At 72.6% G+C, this 20,194-nt stretch carries 14 protein-coding genes; 8 read left to right on the top strand and 6 right to left on the bottom strand.

The genetic code is table 11. The annotated features are described in order from the left end of the window. Nucleotides 1-39: 39 nt before the first annotated feature. Both IEY73_RS19650 and IEY73_RS19655 read right to left on the bottom strand, forming a co-directional pair. Complete coding sequence (locus tag IEY73_RS19650) at nt 40-801, bottom strand: sensor histidine kinase (RefSeq protein WP_189080710.1); 762 nt, start codon at nt 799-801, stop codon at nt 40-42. A 101-nt stretch (nt 802-902) separates the two neighbouring features. Further along, a complete protein-coding gene (locus IEY73_RS19655) occupies nt 903-2,363 on the bottom strand; it encodes a UbiD family decarboxylase (RefSeq protein WP_189080711.1) in 1,461 nt (486 codons plus the stop codon). A gap of 130 nt (nt 2,364-2,493) precedes the next feature. On the opposite strand from IEY73_RS19655, the gene IEY73_RS19660 reads away from it, so the two are divergent. Beyond that, entirely contained in the window at nt 2,494-3,705 is a 1,212-nt protein-coding gene (locus IEY73_RS19660) for a PP2C family protein-serine/threonine phosphatase (RefSeq protein ID WP_189080712.1), read from the top strand. Between the two features lie 276 nt (nt 3,706-3,981). On the opposite strand, the gene IEY73_RS19665 is transcribed toward IEY73_RS19660, so the two are convergent. Then, complete coding sequence (locus IEY73_RS19665; RefSeq protein ID WP_189080713.1) at nt 3,982-4,572, bottom strand: DinB family protein; 591 nt, start codon at nt 4,570-4,572, stop codon at nt 3,982-3,984. 250 nt (nt 4,573-4,822) lie between these two features. On the opposite strand from IEY73_RS19665, the gene IEY73_RS19670 reads away from it, so the two are divergent. From IEY73_RS19670 to IEY73_RS19690, 5 genes are all read left to right on the top strand, one after another. Continuing rightward, nucleotides 4,823-6,658, top strand: coding sequence for an arabinofuranosidase catalytic domain-containing protein (locus IEY73_RS19670; protein ID WP_189080714.1), 1,836 nt, complete (start codon nt 4,823-4,825; stop codon nt 6,656-6,658). Between the two features lie 1,092 nt (nt 6,659-7,750). Next, nucleotides 7,751-9,187, top strand: a complete 1,437-nt coding sequence (locus IEY73_RS19675; protein ID WP_189080715.1) for a gamma-aminobutyraldehyde dehydrogenase — start codon at nt 7,751-7,753, stop codon at nt 9,185-9,187. Between the two features lie 4 nt (nt 9,188-9,191). Next, nucleotides 9,192-9,647, top strand: a complete 456-nt coding sequence (locus tag IEY73_RS19680; RefSeq protein ID WP_189080716.1) for an Lrp/AsnC family transcriptional regulator — start codon at nt 9,192-9,194, stop codon at nt 9,645-9,647. Further along, entirely contained in the window at nt 9,632-10,993 is a 1,362-nt protein-coding gene (locus tag IEY73_RS19685; RefSeq protein WP_189080717.1) for an aspartate aminotransferase family protein, read from the top strand. Before IEY73_RS19680 ends, IEY73_RS19685 begins: the two co-directional genes overlap by 16 nt. Further along, on the top strand, nt 10,993-12,255 hold the full coding sequence (locus IEY73_RS19690) for an NAD(P)/FAD-dependent oxidoreductase (RefSeq protein WP_189080747.1): 1,263 nt from the start codon (nt 10,993-10,995) through the stop codon (nt 12,253-12,255). The genes IEY73_RS19685 and IEY73_RS19690 overlap by 1 nt, the downstream gene beginning before the upstream one ends. Before the next feature lie 3 nt (nt 12,256-12,258). Here IEY73_RS19690 and IEY73_RS19695 read toward each other — a convergent pair whose 3' ends face one another. Next, nucleotides 12,259-12,966, bottom strand: a complete 708-nt coding sequence (locus IEY73_RS19695; RefSeq protein WP_189080718.1) for an endonuclease/exonuclease/phosphatase family protein — start codon at nt 12,964-12,966, stop codon at nt 12,259-12,261. Between the two features lie 146 nt (nt 12,967-13,112). Between IEY73_RS19695 and IEY73_RS19700 the strand changes: the two genes are divergently transcribed. Beyond that, the gene (locus IEY73_RS19700) at nt 13,113-14,849 is read left to right on the top strand and encodes an ABC transporter ATP-binding protein (RefSeq protein ID WP_189080719.1); all 1,737 of its coding nucleotides are present in this window, start codon (nt 13,113-13,115) and stop codon (nt 14,847-14,849) included. Then, on the top strand, nt 14,846-17,380 hold the full coding sequence (locus IEY73_RS19705; RefSeq protein WP_189080720.1) for an ABC transporter transmembrane domain-containing protein: 2,535 nt from the start codon (nt 14,846-14,848) through the stop codon (nt 17,378-17,380). The genes IEY73_RS19700 and IEY73_RS19705 overlap by 4 nt, the downstream gene beginning before the upstream one ends. A 27-nt stretch (nt 17,381-17,407) precedes the next feature. Here IEY73_RS19705 and IEY73_RS19710 read toward each other — a convergent pair whose 3' ends face one another. Both IEY73_RS19710 and IEY73_RS19715 read right to left on the bottom strand, forming a co-directional pair. Further along, nucleotides 17,408-17,866, bottom strand: a complete 459-nt coding sequence (locus tag IEY73_RS19710) for a hypothetical protein (RefSeq protein ID WP_189080721.1) — start codon at nt 17,864-17,866, stop codon at nt 17,408-17,410. A gap of 155 nt (nt 17,867-18,021) precedes the next feature. After that, nucleotides 18,022-19,917: an L-lactate permease gene (locus IEY73_RS19715; RefSeq protein ID WP_189080722.1), complete on the bottom strand. Its 1,896-nt coding sequence runs from the start codon at nt 19,915-19,917 to the stop codon at nt 18,022-18,024. Between the last annotated feature and the right edge of the window lie 277 nt (nt 19,918-20,194).

The following is a 20,194-nucleotide window of genomic DNA, read 5'->3' on the forward strand; positions in this document are numbered from 1 at the left end:
GGGCGGACCGGCCGGTCCGCCCCCACCGTCCGGACCGGGTCAGGGGCGGGACGCGGGAAGGCGTACGCGCACCCGCGCCCCGCCGCCGGGCACGTCGCCGATCGTCAGGGCGCCGCCGTGCTCGCACGCCACCCGTACGGCCAGCGCCAGCCCCACGCCCGCACCCGGCCGCACCTGCGTGTCGGCGTCCGAGGCGCGGGCGAAGCCCTCCGCGCACCGCGCGCGCACCTCCTGCGGGATGCCCGGCCCCTCGTCGGTGACCGTCAGCACCGCCTGCGCGCCGTCCGGGGTGGTGCCCACCCGCACCAGGGTGCCCGGCGGCGTGTGGACCACCGCGTTGGACAGCACGTGGTGAGCGGCGCGGCGCAGCCGGTCCGCGTCGACCCACGCCGGGCAGCCGTCCGCCAGATCCAGTTCGAAGTGGTGCCGCGCGGCGGCCGGGGTCCGGCGGAGCCGGTCGGTCTCCTCGGCGACCAGGCCGCTGAGGTCGATCGCTCGCCGCAGGCCCGGCGCGCCACCCTCCAGGTCGGACAGGATCAGCAAATCGAGAACCAGGTCACGAAGCCGGTGCGCGTTGCGCTCGATGGCCTCGGCGGCCTTGCCCGCGGCGGGCTCCAGCGGCCCGGCGTCGCCTTCGGTCAGCATCTCGGCGTACCCGCAGATGCTGACCAGCGGGGTCCGCAGCTCATGGCTGATGTTGGCCAGGAAGCTGGCGTGCAGGCGTTGCAACTCCAGCTCTCGGGCGGCGAGCCCGGCGCGGAGCCGACTGGTCTCGTCGGCGCACGGCGATGTACCGGTCACGCCCCGCCCCTCCCCGTCGATACCGTCCGCTGATGCCTAGAAGTGTCGCGCCGCCCCGATTCGGTTGTGGTCGCGCCGAGGTTGTCGTCCGGGTGCGGTGCTCAGTCGAGCACGCCGCCCCAGCGCTCGCGCACCTGCCGCAGGTATCCGGGGTCGCTCTGCGCCACCGGCGGGAACGACTCCCGGCGTTCCCACGGACGGCAGGCGTCGACGACCGCCCGGTTGACGAACGGGGGCGCGCCCTCGGGCAGCATCGGGTCCAGCCGGCTGCCCCAGCCGCGCCGCAGGATCTCGATGTCGGCCGCCGGGTCGGTGCGGGTGGAGATCGCCCACACCACCTGGTCCAGGTCCGCCGGGTCGATGTCGTCGTCGACCACCACCACGTACCGGTTCATGTACGCGGCGGCGCTCAGGTGCGCGGTGAGGTGACCGACCTGGCGGGCGTGTCCGGCGTACCGCTGCTGCACGGACACCGCGATGAACAGCCGCCCGCCGCCCGCCTCGTGCGCCCACACGCCGCGCAGGCCGGCCACCCCGGCGGCGATCAGCTCGTCGTGGATCATGGCGGATTTCATCACCGTACGCATGTACGAGTAGTCGTGCGGCGGACGGCCCGGCGGCGTACCGAGCAGGATCGGGTCGTCCCGGTGCCACAGCCGGGTGATCTCCATCGCCAGGTCGGGCCGGCGGGCGCCGGAGTAGTAGCCGGTCCACTCGCCGAACGGGCCTTCCTCGCGGGTCGCGTCCGGCCGCAGCCAGCCCTCGGCGGCGATCTCGCTGCCGGCCGGGATCGGCAGGCCGGTGTCCGGCCCGAGCACCACCGGCACCGGTGCGCCCAGGACGGCTCCGGCGTACTCCAGTTCCGAGATGCCGCGTGGCACCTCGGTGCCGCCGAGGGCGAGCAGCAGCGGGTCGTGCCCGAACGACACGGTGACCGGCGCCCGCCCGTGCCGGGCGAACCACGCTTGGATGTTCTGCGCTCCGTGCTTGCCGGGCACCGCGGCCACCGTGGCGGCACGCCCGTCGTCCTGCACCTGCATGCGGTAGCAGCCGCCGTTGTGCACGCCGGTGTCCGGGTCGCTGGTGACCACGAAGCAGCCGGTGCCGATGTAGCGCCCGCCGTCGCCGGCGTGCCACCGCGGCACCGGGAAGTCCAGCAGATTGATCTTGTTGCCGGTCCGCTCGTTGGCCAGCAGCGGCGCGTCGCCGGTCGGCCGCACCGGGAAATCGGATGCGGTGGCGGCCCACCGCGACGGCTTGCCCCGCAGCGCGGCCACCAGGCTGGCGTCGGTGTGCGCGTCGCCCAGGCGCAGCGTGTGCCCCAGCCGCCGGGCGCTGCCGGTGCTGCCGGTCAGCACCCGGCCGCTCGGATAGCCGGCGATGTCGCTGAACAGCAGGGCTCGCGGGCGCGGCGCACGGTAGCTCAACTCCGCGATCGCCCCGAGCTCCAGATCCCAGTGCGCCCCCCGTACGGCGCGCAACTCGCCGAAGGATTCCACCGCGGCGAGAAAACCGCGCAGACTGAGCAGCGGCTCTTCGGCCACCGTCGATGCATCGACCATGGCGACACGCTAACGGGTCGGCACCGCACGAGCCGAGGCGAACCGCTTGGCGTTTCACCCCTCGGGCAAGCAGGATGAGGGGTGCGTGCCGGGGGGCGGGCGCGCGGCGGCGGGTGCGGAGGGCTGGTTGATGTCGGATCCCATGGAAGCTGTCCGGCGTCTGCTGGACCTGCGGCATCGCGGCCGCGTTGACGACCTGCCCGCGACCCTGATGGAGGTCGCCCCGCTGCTGGACGCGGATCAGGTGGCCGTGCTGCTGGTCGACTACGAGCAGGTGCGGCTCTGCCCGCTGCACGGCAGCCGGCCCACCGCGCAGGAGCAGCCGATCGAGGGCACCGTCGCCGGTGACACCTTCTGCAGCGCGCGGATCCTCCCGGAGCCCGAGGAGGACGGCGTACGGATGTGGCTGCCGCTGCTGCACGGCGCGGAACGCCTCGGGGTGCTGCTGGCCCGGCTCAAGTCGGAACCGGACGACCGGCACCGGCATGACCTGCGCACCATCGCCACCCTGGTGGCGGAGCTGATCGCCAGCAGGCGGCACTACGGCGACGCGGTGGAACGCACCAAGCGGCGCCTGCCCATGCAACTGGCGGCGGAGATCGTCTGGAACCAGCTACCGCCGCTGACGTTCGCCGCCGACGAGACAGTGGTCACCGCCGTGCTGGAGCCGGCGTACGACGTGGGCGGTGACGCATTCGACTACGCGGCCAACGGGGACCTGCTGCACGTGGCGCTGTTCGACACCGTCGGCCACGGCATCCGGGCGAGCGCGCTGACCACGCTGACCTTGAACACGTACCGCAACGCCCGCCGCGCCGGGATGACCTTGACCGACACGTACCGCTCGATCGACAAGTGGATCCGCGCCCAGCATCCCGGCTCGTTCGTCACCGCGGTGCTGGCGGAGCTGGACACGACGTCCGGACGATACCGGCGGATCTGCGCCGGGCACCCGGCCGAGCTGCTGCTGCGCGGCAACACGGCGTTGCCGGTGCCGCCGGCGCCCAGCGCGCTGCCGCTGGGCCTGGGACACATGGTGCAACGCGACCCGGGCGTGACCGAGCAGCAGCTCCAGCCGGGCGACGCGCTGGTGTTCTACACCGACGGGATCACCGAGGCGCGCGACCGCGACGGCAACCTGTTCGGCCTGGACCAGTTGCGGTCGTTCATGGTGGAGACGGTACGGTCCGGCAGCCCTGCGGCGGAGACGATGCGGCGGCTGATCCACACCATCGTCTCGTACGAACGAGGCGAACTACGCGACGACGCGACCGCGGCGATGTTGCAGTGGCGACCCGAGCGGCCCGAACCGCCCAGCGAGAGCGACAGCCCCGCGCCGTAACACCCCCAAGCGCCCGACGCCCCAAGCGCCCGACGCCCCAAGCGCCCGACGCCCCAAGCGCCCAACCCCGAGCGCCCGACGCGCCGACGCCCCGACGCCCCGACGCCCCGACGCCCCGACGCCCCGACGCCCCGACGCCCCGACGCCGATCTTGGACTTTGAGTGCCGGTTTCGCCCCGACAAGGCCGACATATCCGACCGGAAACCTCAAGATCGGCGCGGCGGGGCGGGCGCGGCGGGCGGGGCGGGGCCGGGCGGGGCGGGGCGGGTGGGTGGCTACCGGCGGGAGGCCTGGTGCGCGGCTGCGTCCACGCGCGCGTGGTAGTCCTTCCACCATGCCTCGTCGCCGGGCGGCAGATTGTCGTTGTCCGCCCGGTATCCGGCCGCGCCGTCGATCAGCTCCCGCACCATGTCCGCGTGACCCGCGTGCCGGTGCAACTCGGCGATCAGGTGCACCACGACCCGGTGCAGCGTGACCTCGCGCCGCTCCGGCCGCCACCACGGCACCCGACCGCGCGCTTCCAGGTCCAGCACGTCGAGGGTGGCGTCCGCGTGCGCCCACACGCGGTGGTACAGCCCGAGCACCTGTTCCCGGGACTCGTCGGCGGTCGCCCACATGTCGGCGTTCGGCTCCGCGTCCACGCCCATCCACGGCAGCGGCTCGGGGAACGGCCGGCCGAAAACCTCACCCATGTATGCGGCGGTGACGCCGGCCATGTGCTTGACCAGGCCGAGCAGGTTGGTCGCGGTGGGCACGAGCGGGCGGCGTACGTCGTACTCGCCGAGGCCGTCCAGTTTCCACACCAGCGTGTCCCGTCCGCTGTGCAGGTAGTGGCGCAAGTCAGCCTTGAGATCGGATTCAGCCATGGGGTGCAGCATGCCACCACCCCGGCGAAACCGGGCATCGAAAATTCGACACCGAGCCTGGGAATTGCACACAAACAAACAGCTCAGCGCCGCGAGACGGACACAAATAATCGAACATTGACGTGATCGACCAGCGGGCGTAACTTCCGTAACAAGAGAGTCGACCCTCTCGATGTCTGCCGAGCGGCCGTGAGCGCAGACCCCCACCCCCACGCTCCATCCCCATCGCCCCTGAGGAGCACAGTTCCCCATGCGCAGACATCGCTCCACCCTGCTCGCGCTCGGCGCGGCCTTAGCCCTGGTCATGGGCCTGTTGTTCGGCGCGCCCGGCACCGCCAGCGCAGCCGGTTCGCTGCCCTGCGACGTCTACGGCAGCGCGGGCACGCCGTGCGTCGCCGCGCACAGCACCGTGCGCGAGCTGATCTCCGGCTACAACGGCCCGCTCTACCAACTGACCCGCGCCTCCGACGGTGCCACGCACAACGTCGGGCTGCTGTCCGCGGGCGGGTACGTCAACGCGGGCGACCACGACGCCTTCTGCAACGGCACGACCTGCCGCATCACCCGGATCTTCGACCAGACCAGCCGGCACAACGACCTGTCCATCGCCCCGGACGGCGGCGCCGGCTCCGGGGATCGCGGCGCGGACGCCAGCGAGATCGCGATCACCGCGGGCGGCCACAAGGCGTACGGCGTGTGGGTCTCGCCGGGCGTCGGCTACCGCTACACCGGGGTGGCCTCCGGGGTGGCCGTCAACGGACAGCCCGAGGGCGTCTACATGGTGGCCAGCGGCACCCACGTCGGGTCCGACTGCTGCTTCGACTACGGCAACGCCGAGTCCACCCCGTACGACACCGGCAACGGCCACATGGACGCGGTGAGCATCGCGACCACCTGCTTCTTCCCGCCGTGCAACGGCTCCGGCCCGTGGATCGAGGCCGACATGGAGAACGGCATGTTCCAGGGCGGCAACGGATCGAACACCGCCAACGCCGGGAACAAGTCCGCCTTCGTCACCGCGGTGCTGAAGAACAACGGCCAGACGACGTACGCGCTCAAGGGCGGCAATTCCCAGTCCGGCGGCCTGACTACGTGGTGGAACGGGTCCCTGCCGACGGACAAGCCCGGTTACCGGCCGATGCACCAGGAAGGCGGCATCATCCTCGGCATCGGCGGGGACAACAGCAACCGGAACAGGGGAACGTGGTTCGAGGGCGCGATGGTGTCCGGCTATCCGAGCGACGCCGCGGAGAACGCCGTACAGGCGAATGTGGTGTCGGTGGGTTACGGCGGGCAGACGAATGTGCCCAACGGCCCGCAGGGCACCATCGCCGGTCCCGGCGGAAAATGCGTCGACGTGGCGGCCGACGACACCGGCCGCAACGGCACCGGCGTGCAATTGTGGGATTGTCAGTCGTACGCCGAGGATCAGCACTGGGAGCATTTCGCCGACAACAGTCTGCGGACGCTCGGGCGCTGCCTGGACATCGACGGCAACGGCACCGCGGCGGGCACCCAGGTGGAACTGTGGGACTGCAACGGCGTGGGCGGCCAGCAGTGGATCCAACAGGCCGACGGCTCCCTGCGCAACCCGCAGTCCGGCCGCTGCCTGGACTCGCCCAACGGCAACACCGGCAACGGCACCCGGCTGCAGATCTGGGACTGCAACGGCGCGGCGGCGCAGAAGTTCGCGGTCAACGGCGGCGGCACCACGCTCGGGCCGGGCGGAAAATGCGTGGACGTGGCGGCCGACGACAGCGGAGGCAACGGCAGCGCGGTGCAATTGTGGGACTGTCAGTCGTACGCGGTGGACCAGCACTGGTTCCACCAGTCGAACGGCGCGCTGCGGACGCTCGGGCGCTGCCTGGACATCGACGGCAACGGCACCGCGGCGGGCACCCAGGTGGAACTGTGGGACTGCAACGGCGTGGGCGGCCAGCAGTGGATCCAACAGGCCGACGGTTCCCTGCGCAACCCGCAGTCCGGCCGCTGCCTGGACTCGCCCAACGGCAACACCGGCAACGGCACCCGGCTGCAGATCTGGGACTGCAACGGCGCGGCGGCGCAGAAGTTCGCCCTGAGCTGACCGACCCCACCCCACCCCCGTCCCCCGTCCCGCCCCGCCTGTCCCGCCCGCCCCGCCCGTCGATCTTGAACTTTGTGGCCTCACATAACACCACGATCCCCTCGAAAATGGGCATCGAAAGTTCTTGATCGACGCGCCAGGACGTGAGGTGGGTGCGGCGGGGGCTGCGGGGGTGGGGGCTGGGTGGGGTGGGGGCGGCACGCACGGCGGGCGCGGGACACGGCGGGCGCGGGACACACGGCGGGCGCGGGGTGGGGCGGGGCGGGGGTGCCGACGGCCGTACAGCCGTACTTCACGGCCGTCTCCCCGCCCTCAGCCGTAGCACGGGGACGTCACACGTCTCCGGTGACAGCCGCTGGCTACGGCCAAGCAACCCCTGGCAGCCACACGCTACGGCCAGGCAACCCCGCACCAGCCACACGCTACGGCCAGGCAACCCCGCACCAGCCACACGCTACGGCCAGGCAACCCCGCACCAGCCACACGCGACACGGGGCGGGCGGCGCCCGCCACAACCGGCGACCAGCACACGCCACACCCGGCAACTGGTCCACGCCACACCCGGGCGGCCCACGCGCCACGACCTGGCGACCCGTGGTGTACGGCATGGAGAGCCGGACGCCCCGTGACGGCCAGCCGACACGGCCCGACGCGCCGCCGAGCACGCCCCGACGCGCCGCCGAGCACGCCCCGACGCGCCGCCGAGCACGGCCCGACGCGGCAACAACCACGGCCCAACGCCGCAACGACCACGGCGTTCCCGCCTGAAGGTATAAATCACGCAATGTAGGCACAACGAGCAAAGCACACAAGAGCCCCGGCCCGTCGGGGGCCGGACGCCCACCGAACCTGGCGAACTGTGCACCATTGCGGAAAGGGACGCCGTGCCCCTTGTCCGGCACGGATTCCGTGTAATGATGTCTTTCGATCGCAGGATTCCGCCAGGTCCGCCCGCCCTGTCCGCCCTCCGGGCGCACCGGAGACACCCGGGAACACCAGGAGACCCGGGAACACCGGAGCACCCGGAGACATCTGCCGAGCGAACGGTCCCGCCCGGCGACGGACAGCGGCTCGCGAGGAAGGTGCGGCTGCATGTCCGCCAAACAAGTGTTCACCAACTTCATCGGCGGAGCCGCCGCCGAGCCTGTCGACGGCCGGTACGCCGATCTCGTCGACCCGTCCACCGGTGAGGTGTTCGCCGCCGCCCCGGTGTCCGGTCCCGCCGACGTGGACGTGGCCATGGGCGCCGCGGTGCGGGCGTTCGAGAGGTGGCGGGACACCACGCCGGGCGAGCGGCAACGTCTGTTGCTGCGGTTCGCCGACGCCGTCGAGGCGCGCTCGGCCGAGCTCGTCGCCGCCGAGTCCCGCAACACCGGCAAGCCTCTCGCGCTGACGGCCACCGAGGAACTGCCGCCCTCGGTGGATCAAATCAGGTTCTTCGCCGGCGCCGCGCGGCTGCTGGAGGGCCGTTCCGCGGGCGAGTACCTGACCGGCTTCGAAAGCTACGTGCGGCGCGAGCCGGTCGGGGTGTGCGCGCAGGTCACCCCGTGGAACTACCCGCTGATGATGGCGGTGTGGAAGGTGGTGCCGGCCATCGCGGCGGGCAACACGGTGGTGCTCAAACCCTCCGACACCACGCCGGTGACCTCGCTGATGCTGGCCGAGATCGCCGCGGAGTTCCTGCCGCCGGGCGTGTTCAACGTGCTCACCGGCGACCGGGACACCGGACGCGCGCTGGTGTCGCATCAGGTCCCGCGGATGGTGTCCATCACCGGCTCGGTGCGCGCCGGCCGGGAAGTTGCCACCGCGGCCGGCGGCGACCTCAAGCGCACCCATCTGGAACTGGGCGGCAAGGCGCCGGTGGTGGTCTTCGACGACGCCGATGTGGCCGCCGCCGCGGCGGCGATCGCCGAGGCCGGCTACTTCAACGCCGGCCAGGACTGCACGGCGGCCACCCGGGTGCTGGCCGCGCCGGGGGTCTATCCGGAGTTCGTCGCCGCCCTGACCGAGCAGGCCCGGCAGACCCGCACCGGCGCGCCGGGCGACGACGAGGCGCTGTACGGGCCGCTGAACAACGCGCGGCAACTGGACCGGGTGAACGGCTTCGTGACCCGGCTGCCCGGTCACGCGCAACTGCACACCGGCGGCGCGCGGGTCGGCGACCGCGGCTACTTCTTCTCCCCCACGGTGATCTCCGGTTTGCACCAGGGCGACGAGCTCGTCCAGGACGAGGTGTTCGGCCCGGTGATCACCGTGCAGCGTTTCGCCGACGAGGACGAGGCGGTGCGCTGGGCCAACGGCGTGGAATACGGCCTGGCCTCCTCGGTGTGGACCGCCGATCATGCCCGCGCGATGCGGATGACACGCCGGCTGGACTTCGGCTGCGTGTGGGTGAACTGCCACATCCCGCTGGTCGCCGAGATGCCGCACGGCGGCTTCAAGAGTTCCGGGCACGGCAAGGACCTGTCGGTGTACGGGCTGGAGGAGTACACCCGGATCAAGCACGTCATGCACAGCCTCGGCGGGTGAGGCCATGCCGGAACCGTCGCTCGACGACACCAGCAAACAGATCATCGAACATCTGCAACGTGACGGCCGGATGTCGTACACGGCGTTGGCCCGCACCATCGGGCTGTCCGAGGCGGCGGTCCGGCAGCGGGTGCAGCGCCTGCTGGACACCCACCTGATGCAGATCGTCGCGGTCACCGACCCGTTGACGCTGGGGTTCGCGCGGCAGGCGATGGTGGGCGTCAAGGTGTCCGGCGATCTGCGGCCGGTGGCCGACGCGGTCGCCGCCATCCCCGAGGTCGACTACGTGGTGATCTGCGCCGGCGGATACGACCTGCTGGCCGAACTGGTGTGCACCGACGACGAGCACCTGCTGCGCCTGCTCAACGACGCGATCCGGACGATCGACGGCGTGCTGGCCACCGAGACGTTCATGTATCTCAAGCTCGCGAAGCAGACCTACGCATGGGGGACACCATGAGCGCCGATCCGCTGTGGATGCATTTCACACGGTTGTCCGCGTACGAGGGACCGGGGGCCGCCGAGGTGCCGGTGATCGTGCGCGGGGACGGCCCGTACGTCTGGGATCAGCACGGCAAACGCTACCTGGACGGGCTGTCCGGGCTGTTCGTGGTGCAGGCCGGGCACGGCCGCACCGAACTGGCCGAGGTGGCCGCCAAGCAGGCCGCCGAGCTGGCGTACTTCCCGCTGTGGTCGTACGCGCATCCGGCGGCGCGCGAGCTGGCGGCGCGGCTGGCCGACCTGGCGCCGGGCGAGGGCAACCGGGTCTTCTTCACCACCGGCGGGTCGGAGGCGGTGGAGAGCGCGTGGAAGCTGGCGCGGGATTTCTTCCGGCGCACCGGCAAGCCGTTGAAGACCAAGGCGATCACCCGCGCGGTGGCCTATCACGGCACCACCATGGGCGCGTTGGCGCTGACCGGCGTGCCGGGCATCAAGCAACAGTTCGAGCCGCTGGTGCCGGGCAGCATCCGGGTGCCGAACACGAACTACTACCGCCGGCCGGACGAGTCGCAGTCAACCGAGCAGTTCGGCCGGTGGGCGGCGGACCGCATCGCCGAGGCCATCGAGTTCGAGGGCCCGGACACCGTGGCGTGCGTGTTCCTGGAGCCGGTGCAGAACGCGGGCGGATGTTTCCCGCCGCCGCCGGGCTACTTCGAGCGGGTCCGCGAGATCTGTGACGCGTACGACGTGCTGCTGGTCTCCGACGAGGTGATCTGCGCGTTCGGACGGCTGGGCGACTGGTTCGGCGCCTCCCGCTTCGGCTACCGGCCGGACATCATCACCTGCGCCAAGGGCATCACGTCCGGGTACGTTCCGCTGGGCGCGATGATCGCGTCGGCGCGCCTGGTGGAGCCGTTCCGGGAGCCGGGCGCCTCGTTCGCGCACGGCGTCTCGTTCGGCGGACATCCGGTGGCGTGCGCGGTGGCCCTGGCCAACATGGACCTGTTCGAACGGGAGGATCTCAACGGGCACGTGCGGTCCGCCACCGGCGTGCTCCGGGCGTACCTGGACCGGCTGCGGGATCTGCCGATCGTGGGTGACGTGCGCGGGGACGGCTTCTTCTTCGGCATCGAACTGGTGAAGGACAAGGCGACCAAGGAGACCTTCGACGACGCCGAATCGGACCGGCTGCTGCGCGGCTTCCTGTCGCCGGCGTTGTTCGAGGCCGGACTGTACTGCCGCGCCGACGACCGCGGTGACCCGGTGGTGCAGCTCGCCCCGCCGCTGATCTGCGACGAGTCGCATTTCGCCGAGATGGAGCAGATCCTGCGGACCGCGCTGACGCAGGCGTGGGCGCGGGTGTGATGCCGTCGTTCTGGCTGGCCGGCCTGCGGGTCGAGCCCCGTCCCGCGCTGCCCGGCCCGATCACCGTGGACGTCGCGGTGGCCGGCGGCGGCTACACCGGGCTGTGGACCGCGTACTACCTCGCGCGGGCCGATCCGTCGCTGCGGATCGCGGTGCTGGAGGCGGCCTACGCCGGGTTCGGCGCGTCCGGGCGCAACGGCGGCTGGTGCTCCGGGCTGTTCCCGGTGCCCACCGCGGTGCTGGTCCGCCGGTACGGGGCGGGTCCGGCCGCGGCCATGGTGAGCACGCTGAACGCCACCGTGGACGAGGTCGGCCGGGTGGCCGCGGCCGAGGGCATCGACTGCCACTTCGCCAAGGGCGGCACCATCACACTGGCCCGATCGCCGGCCCAGGTGCGGCGGGCGCGGGCCGGACCGGGGTTCCTGGACGCGGACGCCGCGTCGGCGATGTGCGGCGCGTCCGGGGTGTTGGGCGGCACGTACAGTCCGCACTGCGCCGCACTGCACCCCGCGCTGCTGGCCCGCGGGCTGGCCGCGGCGGCCGAGCGGCGCGGCGTCGCGGTGTACGAGAACACCCGGGTGCTGCGCCTGACCCGCGGCGCGGTGCGCACCGACCACGGCACGGTGACCGCGACGACGGTGGTGCGGGCGCTGGAGGGCTGGACCGCCACGCTGCCCGGTCACCGGCGGGCGCTGGCGCCGGTGTACTCGCTGATGCTCGTCACGCAGCCGCTGCCGGCCTCGGATTGGGCGCGCATCGGGCTTGCCCGCCGGGAGACGTTCTCCGACCACCGGCACATGGTGGTGTACGGCCAGCGCACCGCGGACGACCGGCTGGCCTTCGGCGGGCGGGGCGCGCCGTACCATTTCGGCTCCGCGGTGCGCCCCGGGTATGACCGGGTGCCCGGCGTGTTCGCCATGCTGCGCCGGGACCTGCGCGACATGTTCGACATCGACCCGCCGGTGGCGTACGAATGGGGCGGCCCGCTGGGCGTGCCCCGCGACTGGATGCCCAGCGTGGGCCTGGCCGACGGGATGGGCTGGGGTGGCGGGTATGTGGGCGACGGCGTGGCCGCGGCCAACCTGGCCGGCCGCACCCTGGCGGACCTGATCACCGGCGCGGACACCGAGCTGACCCGGCTGCCGTGGGTGAACCACCGCTCCCGCGCCTGGGAGCCGGAGCCGTTGCGCTGGCTGGGCATCAACGCGGCGCTGCGCGCGACCCAGGCCCGCGACGTGTGGGAGCGCCGCGGCCTGCGCTGACGTTCACCCGGCCGGGGCCACGCTCACCAGCACCGGCAGGTGATCCGACCCCACCGCGGGGCCGACGCGGGCATCCGTGACGGTCACGCCGGGCCCGGCCAGCACGTGGTCGAGCTGGGCCAGCGGCAGGTGCGCCGGCCAGGTGCGCCCGCGCGCCACCGGGCGGTACGGCCGGGCCAGAGCGATCGTCGGGCGGCACATGTTCAGGTCGCCGGCGATCACCGTCGGGGTGTCGTCGCCGGCGAGCCCGGCCAGCAGCGCCCGCAACTGGGCCGGTCCGTGCGCCAGCCGGTGGGTCAGGTGCACGTTCACCAGCCGCAGCCCGCCGATCTGCACCACCTGGGCGTACCGGGGCCCGACCACGTCTCCGCGGGCCGCCCCGATCGCGATCTCGCCGGCCCGCGTCCACGGCACCCGGCTGATCACCGCGAGCCCCCAGCTCCCGCGCGTGGCCAGCGCCGGGCTGTCCCCGCGGACGATCTCCAGTTCCACCGGTGTCCGCCCGCTGACCAGCTCCCGCTCGGCGACGTGCGGGTACGCGCAGTCGGCCGCCGCCGTGGCGGCCAGGCCGGTGCCGTCGTCCGGGCGCCAGTTCTCCTGAATCAGGATCACGTCGGCGTCGAGCGCCGCCACCGCCTGCTTCACCGAGTACGGCTCCGCACGCCGGTCCAGCCCGCAATGCAGATTGATGCTCGCGACCCGCAGCACCATCGCCTCCTGATCCCTTGTCGTGATGCTCGCATCGAATCCCTCGTCGTGATGCTCGCATCGAGCATGCCGCCGCCAACTTTAGGAAATCCCCGCATTCGCTGCGGGGAGGCTGGGGGCTCGACGACGCCGGACGTGAAGGGGCTGTGGTGAGTCTGCTCCGGCTGCTGGGCGCCCACCTGCCGCCGTACCGTGGCGCCCTGGCGCTGCTCGTGCTGCTGCAACTGGCGCAGACCGCGACCACGCTGTCGCTGCCGGCGCTGAGCGCGGACATCGTCGACAACGGTGTGGTGGCCGGCGACACCGGCCGCATCGCCCGCACCGGACTGATCATGGTGGTCGTCGCGATGGTCCAGGTCGGCACCAGTGTGGTGGCCGTCTGGCTGGGTTCCCGCACGGCCACCGCGCTGGGCCGGGACCTGCGCTCGGCGGTGTTCCGCCGCTCCCACGACCTGTCCGTGCACCAGGCCGCCCGGTTCGGCACGTCGTCGCTGGTCACCCGCACGGTCAACGACGTGCAACAGGTGCAGTCGCTGGTGCTGACCGCGCTCAACGTGGCGTTGGCCGCGCCGTTCGTGTGCGCCGGCGGGGTGCTGCTGGCGATGCGCGCGGACGTGCCGCTGGCCGGGCTGATCACCGCCATCGTGCCCGCGGTGGCGATCACCGCGACGATCATCCTGGCCCGGATGAGCCCGCTCTACGCGCGGATGCAGGCCGGGCTGGACGGCATCGCTCAGGTGCTGCGCGAGCAGATCACCGGGGTGCGGGTGGTCCGCGCGTTCGTCCGCGACGAGCACGAGCGGCAGCGCTTCGCGCGGGCCAACGCCGGCCTGCTCGGCGTGTCGCTGCGGGTGGGCCGGCTGACCGCGGCGATGTTCCCCGCGGTGCTGCTGGTGATGAACCTGTTCAGCGTCGCCCTGCTGTACGCCGGTGCGGTCCGCATCGACGCCGGGCAGGTGCGGCTGGGCACGCTGAACGCCTTCCTCGGATATCAGGCCCTGATCCTGATGGCCACCGTGTCGGCGATGCTGGTCTTCCTGACCATGCCGCGGGCGGACGTGTCCGCCCGGCGCATCCGCGACCTGCTCGGAACCACACCCGGCGTGCTGAGCGCCGGGCAGCCCCGCGATCCGGGCACGGCCCGGGGCACCGTCATGGTCCGCGCGGCGCAGTTCGGTCACCCGGGCGCCGAGCAGCCGATCCTGTCCGACATCGACCTGGTGGCCCGGCCCGGCGAGACGGTCGCGGTGATCGGCAGCACCGGCAGCGGGAAAACCACGCTGCTGGAACTCGTGGTGCGTCTGCTCGACGTCACCGCCGGGTCGGTCGAGGTGGACGGCGTGGACGTACGCGAGATGAGCCGCGCCGCGCTCAGCCGAACCGTGGCCCTGGTGCCCCAGCAGCCGTACCTGTTCTCCGGCACGGTCGCCACCAATCTGCGTTTCGGCGCCCCGGACAGCGACGACGCCGAGCTGTGGCACGCGCTGGAGGTGGCGCAGGCCCGGGAGTTCGTGGAGCGGATGCCGGGCGGCTTGGACGCGCCGCTGTCGCAGGGCGGCACCAACGTGTCCGGCGGTCAGCGGCAGCGACTGTGCATCGCCCGCGCGGTGGTCCGCAGGCCGCGCGTCTATCTGTTCGACGACTGCTTCTCGGCGCTGGACGCGGCGACCGAGGCGGCGGTGCGTGACGGCCTGGCGGCCCACACGGCGGACGCGACGGTGGTGATGGTCGCGCAACGGGTCAGCGCGATCCGCGACGCGCACCGGATCCTGGTGCTGGACCGCGGTCACGTGGTAGGCGCGGGCACGCATGCGCAGCTCATCGAGGCCAACGGCACGTACCGGGAAATCGCCGCCTCCCAGATGGAACCGCAGGACATGTCGTGACGACCACCGACCGGCCGGAGTCGTCGCCCGCGCCCGCGCCGTCCGCGCCGTCCGCGCCGGAACCGTCGGCCTCGTCCACGCCGGTGTCGCCGCCCGGTGGGCGGCACCGCGTCGAGCCGTTGCTGTCCGCGGCCGAGGTGCCCACCCGGCAACTGCCGGTGATCGCTCCGGGCGCCCGGCGGGATCCGCCGCCACCCCCGCCGGTGACCGGCGAGCCGGAACCGGCGCCGCCGCACCTGACCTGGCCGCCCCTGCCGCCCGGCGCCGAACCGGACGGGCCCGCACCGGACGGGCCCGCATCACGCCACCCCGGCGCGGCGCCGGACTGGGCCGGCGAGCCCGGCGGCGTTGTCACATCCGAGGTGGCCTCCCCCACCGGCGGTTCCCCCACGGGCGGCGCACCGGCCGGCGACGGCGAGCCCGGCGACGGGTCCCCGGCTGGCGGCTCGGGGGCGCCCAAGGCCACCGCCGGGCAGGTCTTCGCGTTGCTGCGCCCGTTCCGCCGCCGCATCGTGGTGATGGTGCTGCTCGGCGTCGTCGGCGTGGTGCTCAACGCGGTCGGCCCGCTGTTGCTCGCCCGCGCCACCGACCTGATCTTCGCCGGGGCGATCAGCCGCGACCTGCCCGCCGGGACCAGCCGCGACGAGCTGATCGCGCGGTATCGCGCCGGCGGCCAGGGCACCCTCGCCGACGTGCTGTCCACGGTGAACCTGATCCCCGGGCGGGGCATCGACTTCGCCGCCATCACCCGCGTGCTGGCCTTCGCCGTGGTCCTCTACGTCACCGCCTCCGCGGTCAAGTGGGCGCAGGACCGGATGGCCGCCCGCGCCGTCCAGCTCGCCGTCGCCGACCTGCGGGAACAGGTGCAGCGCAAGCTGTCCCGGCTGCCGCTGAGCCACTTCGACCACCATTCGCGCGGCGAACTCGTCAGCCGGGTCACCAACGACGTGGACAACGTCCAGCAGACCCTGCAACAGGCGCTCAGCCAGATGGTCACCGCGCCGCTGGCGGTGCTCGCCGTCCTGGTGCTGATGTTCTTCGTGTCGCCGCTGCTGGCCACGGTGGTGCTGGTGAGCGTACCGGTCTCCGGGGTGGTGGTGTCCCGGCTCGTGGTGCGCTCGCAACCCATGTTCGACCAGCAGTGGACGGCCACCGGCACGCTGACCGCGCACGTCGAGGAGGCGTACAGCGGGCATGCCCTGATCAAGGTGTTCGACCGCCGCGACGAAGCCGAACGGTCCTTCGACACGGACAACGAGCACTTGCGTGACGTCAGCGCCCGGGCCAGCTTCGTGTCCGCCGTGATCGAACCGGCCATGCTGTTCATCGGCAACCTGAACTACGTCGCGGTGACCGCGGTGGGCGCGTTGCGGGTGGCCACCGGGCATCTGTCGCTCGGTGACGTGCAGGCATTCGTGCAGTACAGCGGGCAGTTCAGCCAACCGATCGGCCAGCTCGCCAACGCGTCGGGCCAGTTGCAGTCCGGGGTGGCCTCGGCCGGGCGCATCTTCGAACTGCTCCGCGCCGTCGAGCAGGAACCCGACCCGGCCGACCCGGTGCGGCCGGGCGCGCTGCGCGGCGAGGTCCAGTTCCGGGACGTGTCCTTCCGGTACGTGCCGGAGAAACCGCTGATCGACGGCTTCTCCCTCCGTGTGGCGCCGGGCAGCACCGTGGCCGTGGTCGGCCCCACCGGCGCCGGCAAGAGCACCCTGGGCAACCTGCTGATGCGCTTCTACGACATCGACGGCGGCGCGATCCTGCTGGACGGCCATGACATCGGCGCGATGAACCGCGAGGACCTGCGCTCCCGCACCGGCATGGTGCTGCAGGACACCTGGCTGTTCGCCGGGACCATCGCGGACAACATCGCCTATGGCCGTGCGGGCGCCACCCGTGACGACGTGATCGAGGCGGCCCGCGCGACGTGCTTGGATCCGTTCATCCGCACCCTGCCCCAGGGGTATGACACGGAACTGGACTCCGAGGCGTCCGGGATCAGCGCGGGGGAAAAACAGTTGATCACTCTGGCCCGCGCGTTCGTGGCCGACCCGGTGCTGCTGTTGCTGGACGAGGCGACCAGCTCCGTGGACACCCGCACCGAGCTGCTCGTGCAGCAGGGCATGGCGGCCTTGCGCGCCGGGCGGACCACCTTCGTCATCGCGCACCGGCTGTCCACCATCCGGCACGCGGACCTGATCATCGTGATGCGCGACGGCGGCATCGCCGAGCAGGGCGGTCACGACGAGCTGATCCGGGCGGACGGCGTGTACGCCGGGCTGATCCGCGCCCAGGCGGGCAACCCGCGCGAAGCGCCGGCCGATCCGCGCCCGGCCCCGCGCATGCCGATGGCGCTGGACGGGGTCCGGTTCCTGACCCTGGCGGAGGTGGCGGCGATGCTGCACGAGCAGCGGTCGACCGTGTACGCCCTGGTGTCCACGGGCAGCCTGGCAGCGATCCGGGTGGGACGCTCGTGGCGCATCCCGCACCACGAGGTGCAGGCCTACCTGCGGGACCCGAACCGCAGCGGCTGACCACCGGCACGGTCGGCGCGCGAGCGGTCACGATCGGCGGGTTGCCAGGACCGCCGCCCACACCATCGACCACAGCGTCAGCAACGCGACCGCCGGCACGCCCGCCACCACCGCCAGGCCCGCCCCGATGTTCGCCCCCAGCACGCCCGCGGTCAGCACCCGCAGGCACGCCCCCGCCACGTAACCCGCCAGCACCGCCGGGGCTGCCACCAGCCACCATCGGCGCCGCACCGCGCGGGTGGCGGTCGCCCACGCCAGCGCCGCCAGCACGCCGATCACCACCACCAGGCACGCCACCCCGGCCGCCGTCTCGGCGCCGGCGGGCAGATCGGGTGGCGGCACGGCGTACTCCGGATTCTGCTCCGGCCCGGCCGAGCTCTGGTCGCCGATCTGCCACCACGCGGCCACCGCCGCCACCGCGACCAGGCCTGCGACAAGGATCAGCGTCGCCGCGGACCGGCCCGCCCCACGCACCATCGTGTTCATGCCGGCCATCCTGGCCGGTGCGGCGGCCGGGGTCCTGAGTACGCGTACCCGGTCCGGCCCGGGTCTCCCCGCCTGTCCGGGGTGTCCCCGCCTGTCCGGGTGTCCCGGCCTGTCCGGGTGTCCCGGGGTGTCCCGGGGTCCCGGGGTTTCCGGCGTCACGGGGTTTCCGGCACCATCCAGCCGAGCACCGGCGTGCCCTGCAGGGTCACCAGCACGCACATGATCAGCAACAGCACCAGGCTCCAGCGCACCACACGCCGGAAGATGTCACCCTCCCGGCCGGCCATGCCCACGGCCGACGCGGCGATCGCCAGGTTCTGCGGGCTGATCATCTTCCCGAGTACGCCACCGGACGAGTTCGCCGCGGCCAGCAGCACCGGGTCCAGGCCGGCCCGCGCGGCGGTCTGCACCTGCAACGCGCCGAACAACGCGTTCGCGGAGGTGTCCGAACCAGTGACGGCCACCCCGATCCATCCCAGGATGGAGGACAGGAAGACGAAGAATCCGCCGGTGGTGGCCAGGAAGGCGCCCAGCGTGTTGGTCTGCCCGGACTGGTTCATCACGTACGCCAGGGCGAGCACCGCCATCACCGTCACGATGGCGTGCCGCAGTTCGGCGTACGTCCGGCCGTACGCGCGGACCGCGCTGCCCGGACCGACGCGCAACACCGCGGCGGTGATGATCCCGGCCAGGATCATCAGCGTGCCCGCGGCGGCCAGCCAGCCGAAGGTGAACGTGGTGGACGACAGCGGCTCGCCGTCGGCGCCGGACACGTGCAGTCCGGGCCAGCCGAACGACACCGACCACGGCTCCTCCCCCAGCGCCGACTTGATCGCCGGGATGTTGGCCAGGGAGAAGATCACGATGATGATCAGGTACGGCGCGTACGCCCGGACCACCTGCGCGCCGCTGTCGTGCTGCTCCAGCGCCGCGACGCTGCCGTGGGTACGTGCGAGGGGCGGCTCGCCGGGCACGTTGCGCGCCTCGCCGTGCCGCGCGTCCCCGGCCGGTGGCCCGGTGCCCGGATCGCCCGGCGCATCCGGATCACTGCCGCCGGCCCGGGCCCGTACCGCCGGTTCCTCGCCGGCCGGACCGGTCCCCGTCCCCGTCCCCGCCGCCGCGCGTACCGTGGCGTCCTCGTCACCGCGCCCGGTCGCCACCGCGACCTCGTCGTCCGCGGAGCGCAGGTCCGGCGACTCGGCGGGTTGCCAGATGCGCAGCAGCACCACCACGGCGGCGGCGGAGAGCAGCGCCGCGACGATGTCGGTGAGCGGCACCGACACGTAGTTGGAGGCGAGGAACTGGCCCACCGCGAACACCACCCCGGCGACCACGGCCGCGGGCCAGGTCTGCCGGACGCCGCGGCGGCCGTCGATCACCATGACCAGCACCAGCGGTACGACCACCGCCAGCAACGGCGTCTGCCGGCCGACCATGGCGCCGAGGGTCTCGGTGTTCAGCCGGGGATCGTCGGCCGCGCCCGAGGTCACCGTGCCCAGCGTGGTGATCGGGGTGGCCAGCGCACCGAACGCGACCGGAGCGGTGTTGGCCACCAGGGCAACCGCGGCGGCCCGGATCGGGGGGAACCCGAGCGCCATCAGCATCACCACGGTCACCGCCACCGGGGTGCCGAACCCGGCCAGCGCCTCCAGCAGCGCCCCGAAGCAGAACGCCACGATGATCGCCTGGATCCGCATGTCCGGACTGATCCGGGCCATCGACCGGCGTAGCACGTCGAAATGTCCGCTGACGACGGTAAGGTTGTAGACCCAGACGGCGTTCAGCACGATCCACAGGATCGGGAAGAAGCCGAACGCGGCGCCCTCGGTCGCGGACAGCAGCGCCTGCCCGACCGGCATCGCGTACAACGCGATGGCGACGATGAGCGCCACGGCCAGCGAGATGACGCCGGCCAGCCAGGCGCGCATGCGCACGACGCCGAGCAGCACAAACAGTGTAAGCAGCGGCAACACCGCGAAGAGTGCGGACAGCGCTACGGAGTCGCCGACCGGGTCGGTGGTGATCGTGAACTGGTCCGCCATGACAGCCATCCAAGATTCTCGATGCTCTTGGTGGCAGGCTAGCCGTTCATGAACCCGCGCGAAACCCGCCGGACACACTCGACCCCATTCCCACCTGCCCCGCCCCGCCCCGCCCCGCCCCACCCCGCGCCGCCACGCCTCGCCCCGCGCCGCCACGCCTCGCCCCGCGCCGCTCGCCCGCCTCGCCCCGCGCCGCCTCGCCACGCCCCGCCACGCATGACGACAACGCACCCCTTTTAGACGGAAGTAGCCGACTTATACCCGCGTCCTGCCGCAGCACCCCGTC

It is taken from the genome of Mangrovihabitans endophyticus, assembly GCF_014646155.1.
Taxonomy (GTDB): Bacteria; Actinomycetota; Actinomycetes; order Mycobacteriales; family Micromonosporaceae; genus Actinoplanes; species Actinoplanes endophyticus.

Excerpts from the sequence above, each read along its gene's own strand:
- IEY73_RS19715 (WP_189080722.1), bottom strand. The coding sequence starts at position 19,917 with ATGGCTGTCATGGCGGACCAGTTCACGATCACCACCGACCCGGTCGGC.
- IEY73_RS19685 (WP_189080717.1), top strand. The coding sequence starts at position 9,632 with ATGGGGGACACCATGAGCGCCGATCCGCTGTGGATGCATTTCACACGG.
- IEY73_RS19655 (WP_189080711.1), bottom strand. The coding sequence starts at position 2,363 with ATGGTCGATGCATCGACGGTGGCCGAAGAGCCGCTGCTCAGTCTGCGC.
- IEY73_RS19675 (WP_189080715.1), top strand. The coding sequence starts at position 7,751 with ATGTCCGCCAAACAAGTGTTCACCAACTTCATCGGCGGAGCCGCCGCC.
- IEY73_RS19695 (WP_189080718.1), bottom strand. The coding sequence starts at position 12,966 with ATGGTGCTGCGGGTCGCGAGCATCAATCTGCATTGCGGGCTGGACCGG.
- IEY73_RS19660 (WP_189080712.1), top strand. The coding sequence starts at position 2,494 with ATGTCGGATCCCATGGAAGCTGTCCGGCGTCTGCTGGACCTGCGGCAT.
- IEY73_RS19670 (WP_189080714.1), top strand. The coding sequence starts at position 4,823 with ATGCGCAGACATCGCTCCACCCTGCTCGCGCTCGGCGCGGCCTTAGCC.
- IEY73_RS19710 (WP_189080721.1), bottom strand. The coding sequence starts at position 17,866 with ATGAACACGATGGTGCGTGGGGCGGGCCGGTCCGCGGCGACGCTGATC.
- IEY73_RS19680 (WP_189080716.1), top strand. The coding sequence starts at position 9,192 with ATGCCGGAACCGTCGCTCGACGACACCAGCAAACAGATCATCGAACAT.
- IEY73_RS19690 (WP_189080747.1), top strand. The coding sequence starts at position 10,993 with ATGCCGTCGTTCTGGCTGGCCGGCCTGCGGGTCGAGCCCCGTCCCGCG.
- IEY73_RS19665 (WP_189080713.1), bottom strand. The coding sequence starts at position 4,572 with ATGGCTGAATCCGATCTCAAGGCTGACTTGCGCCACTACCTGCACAGC.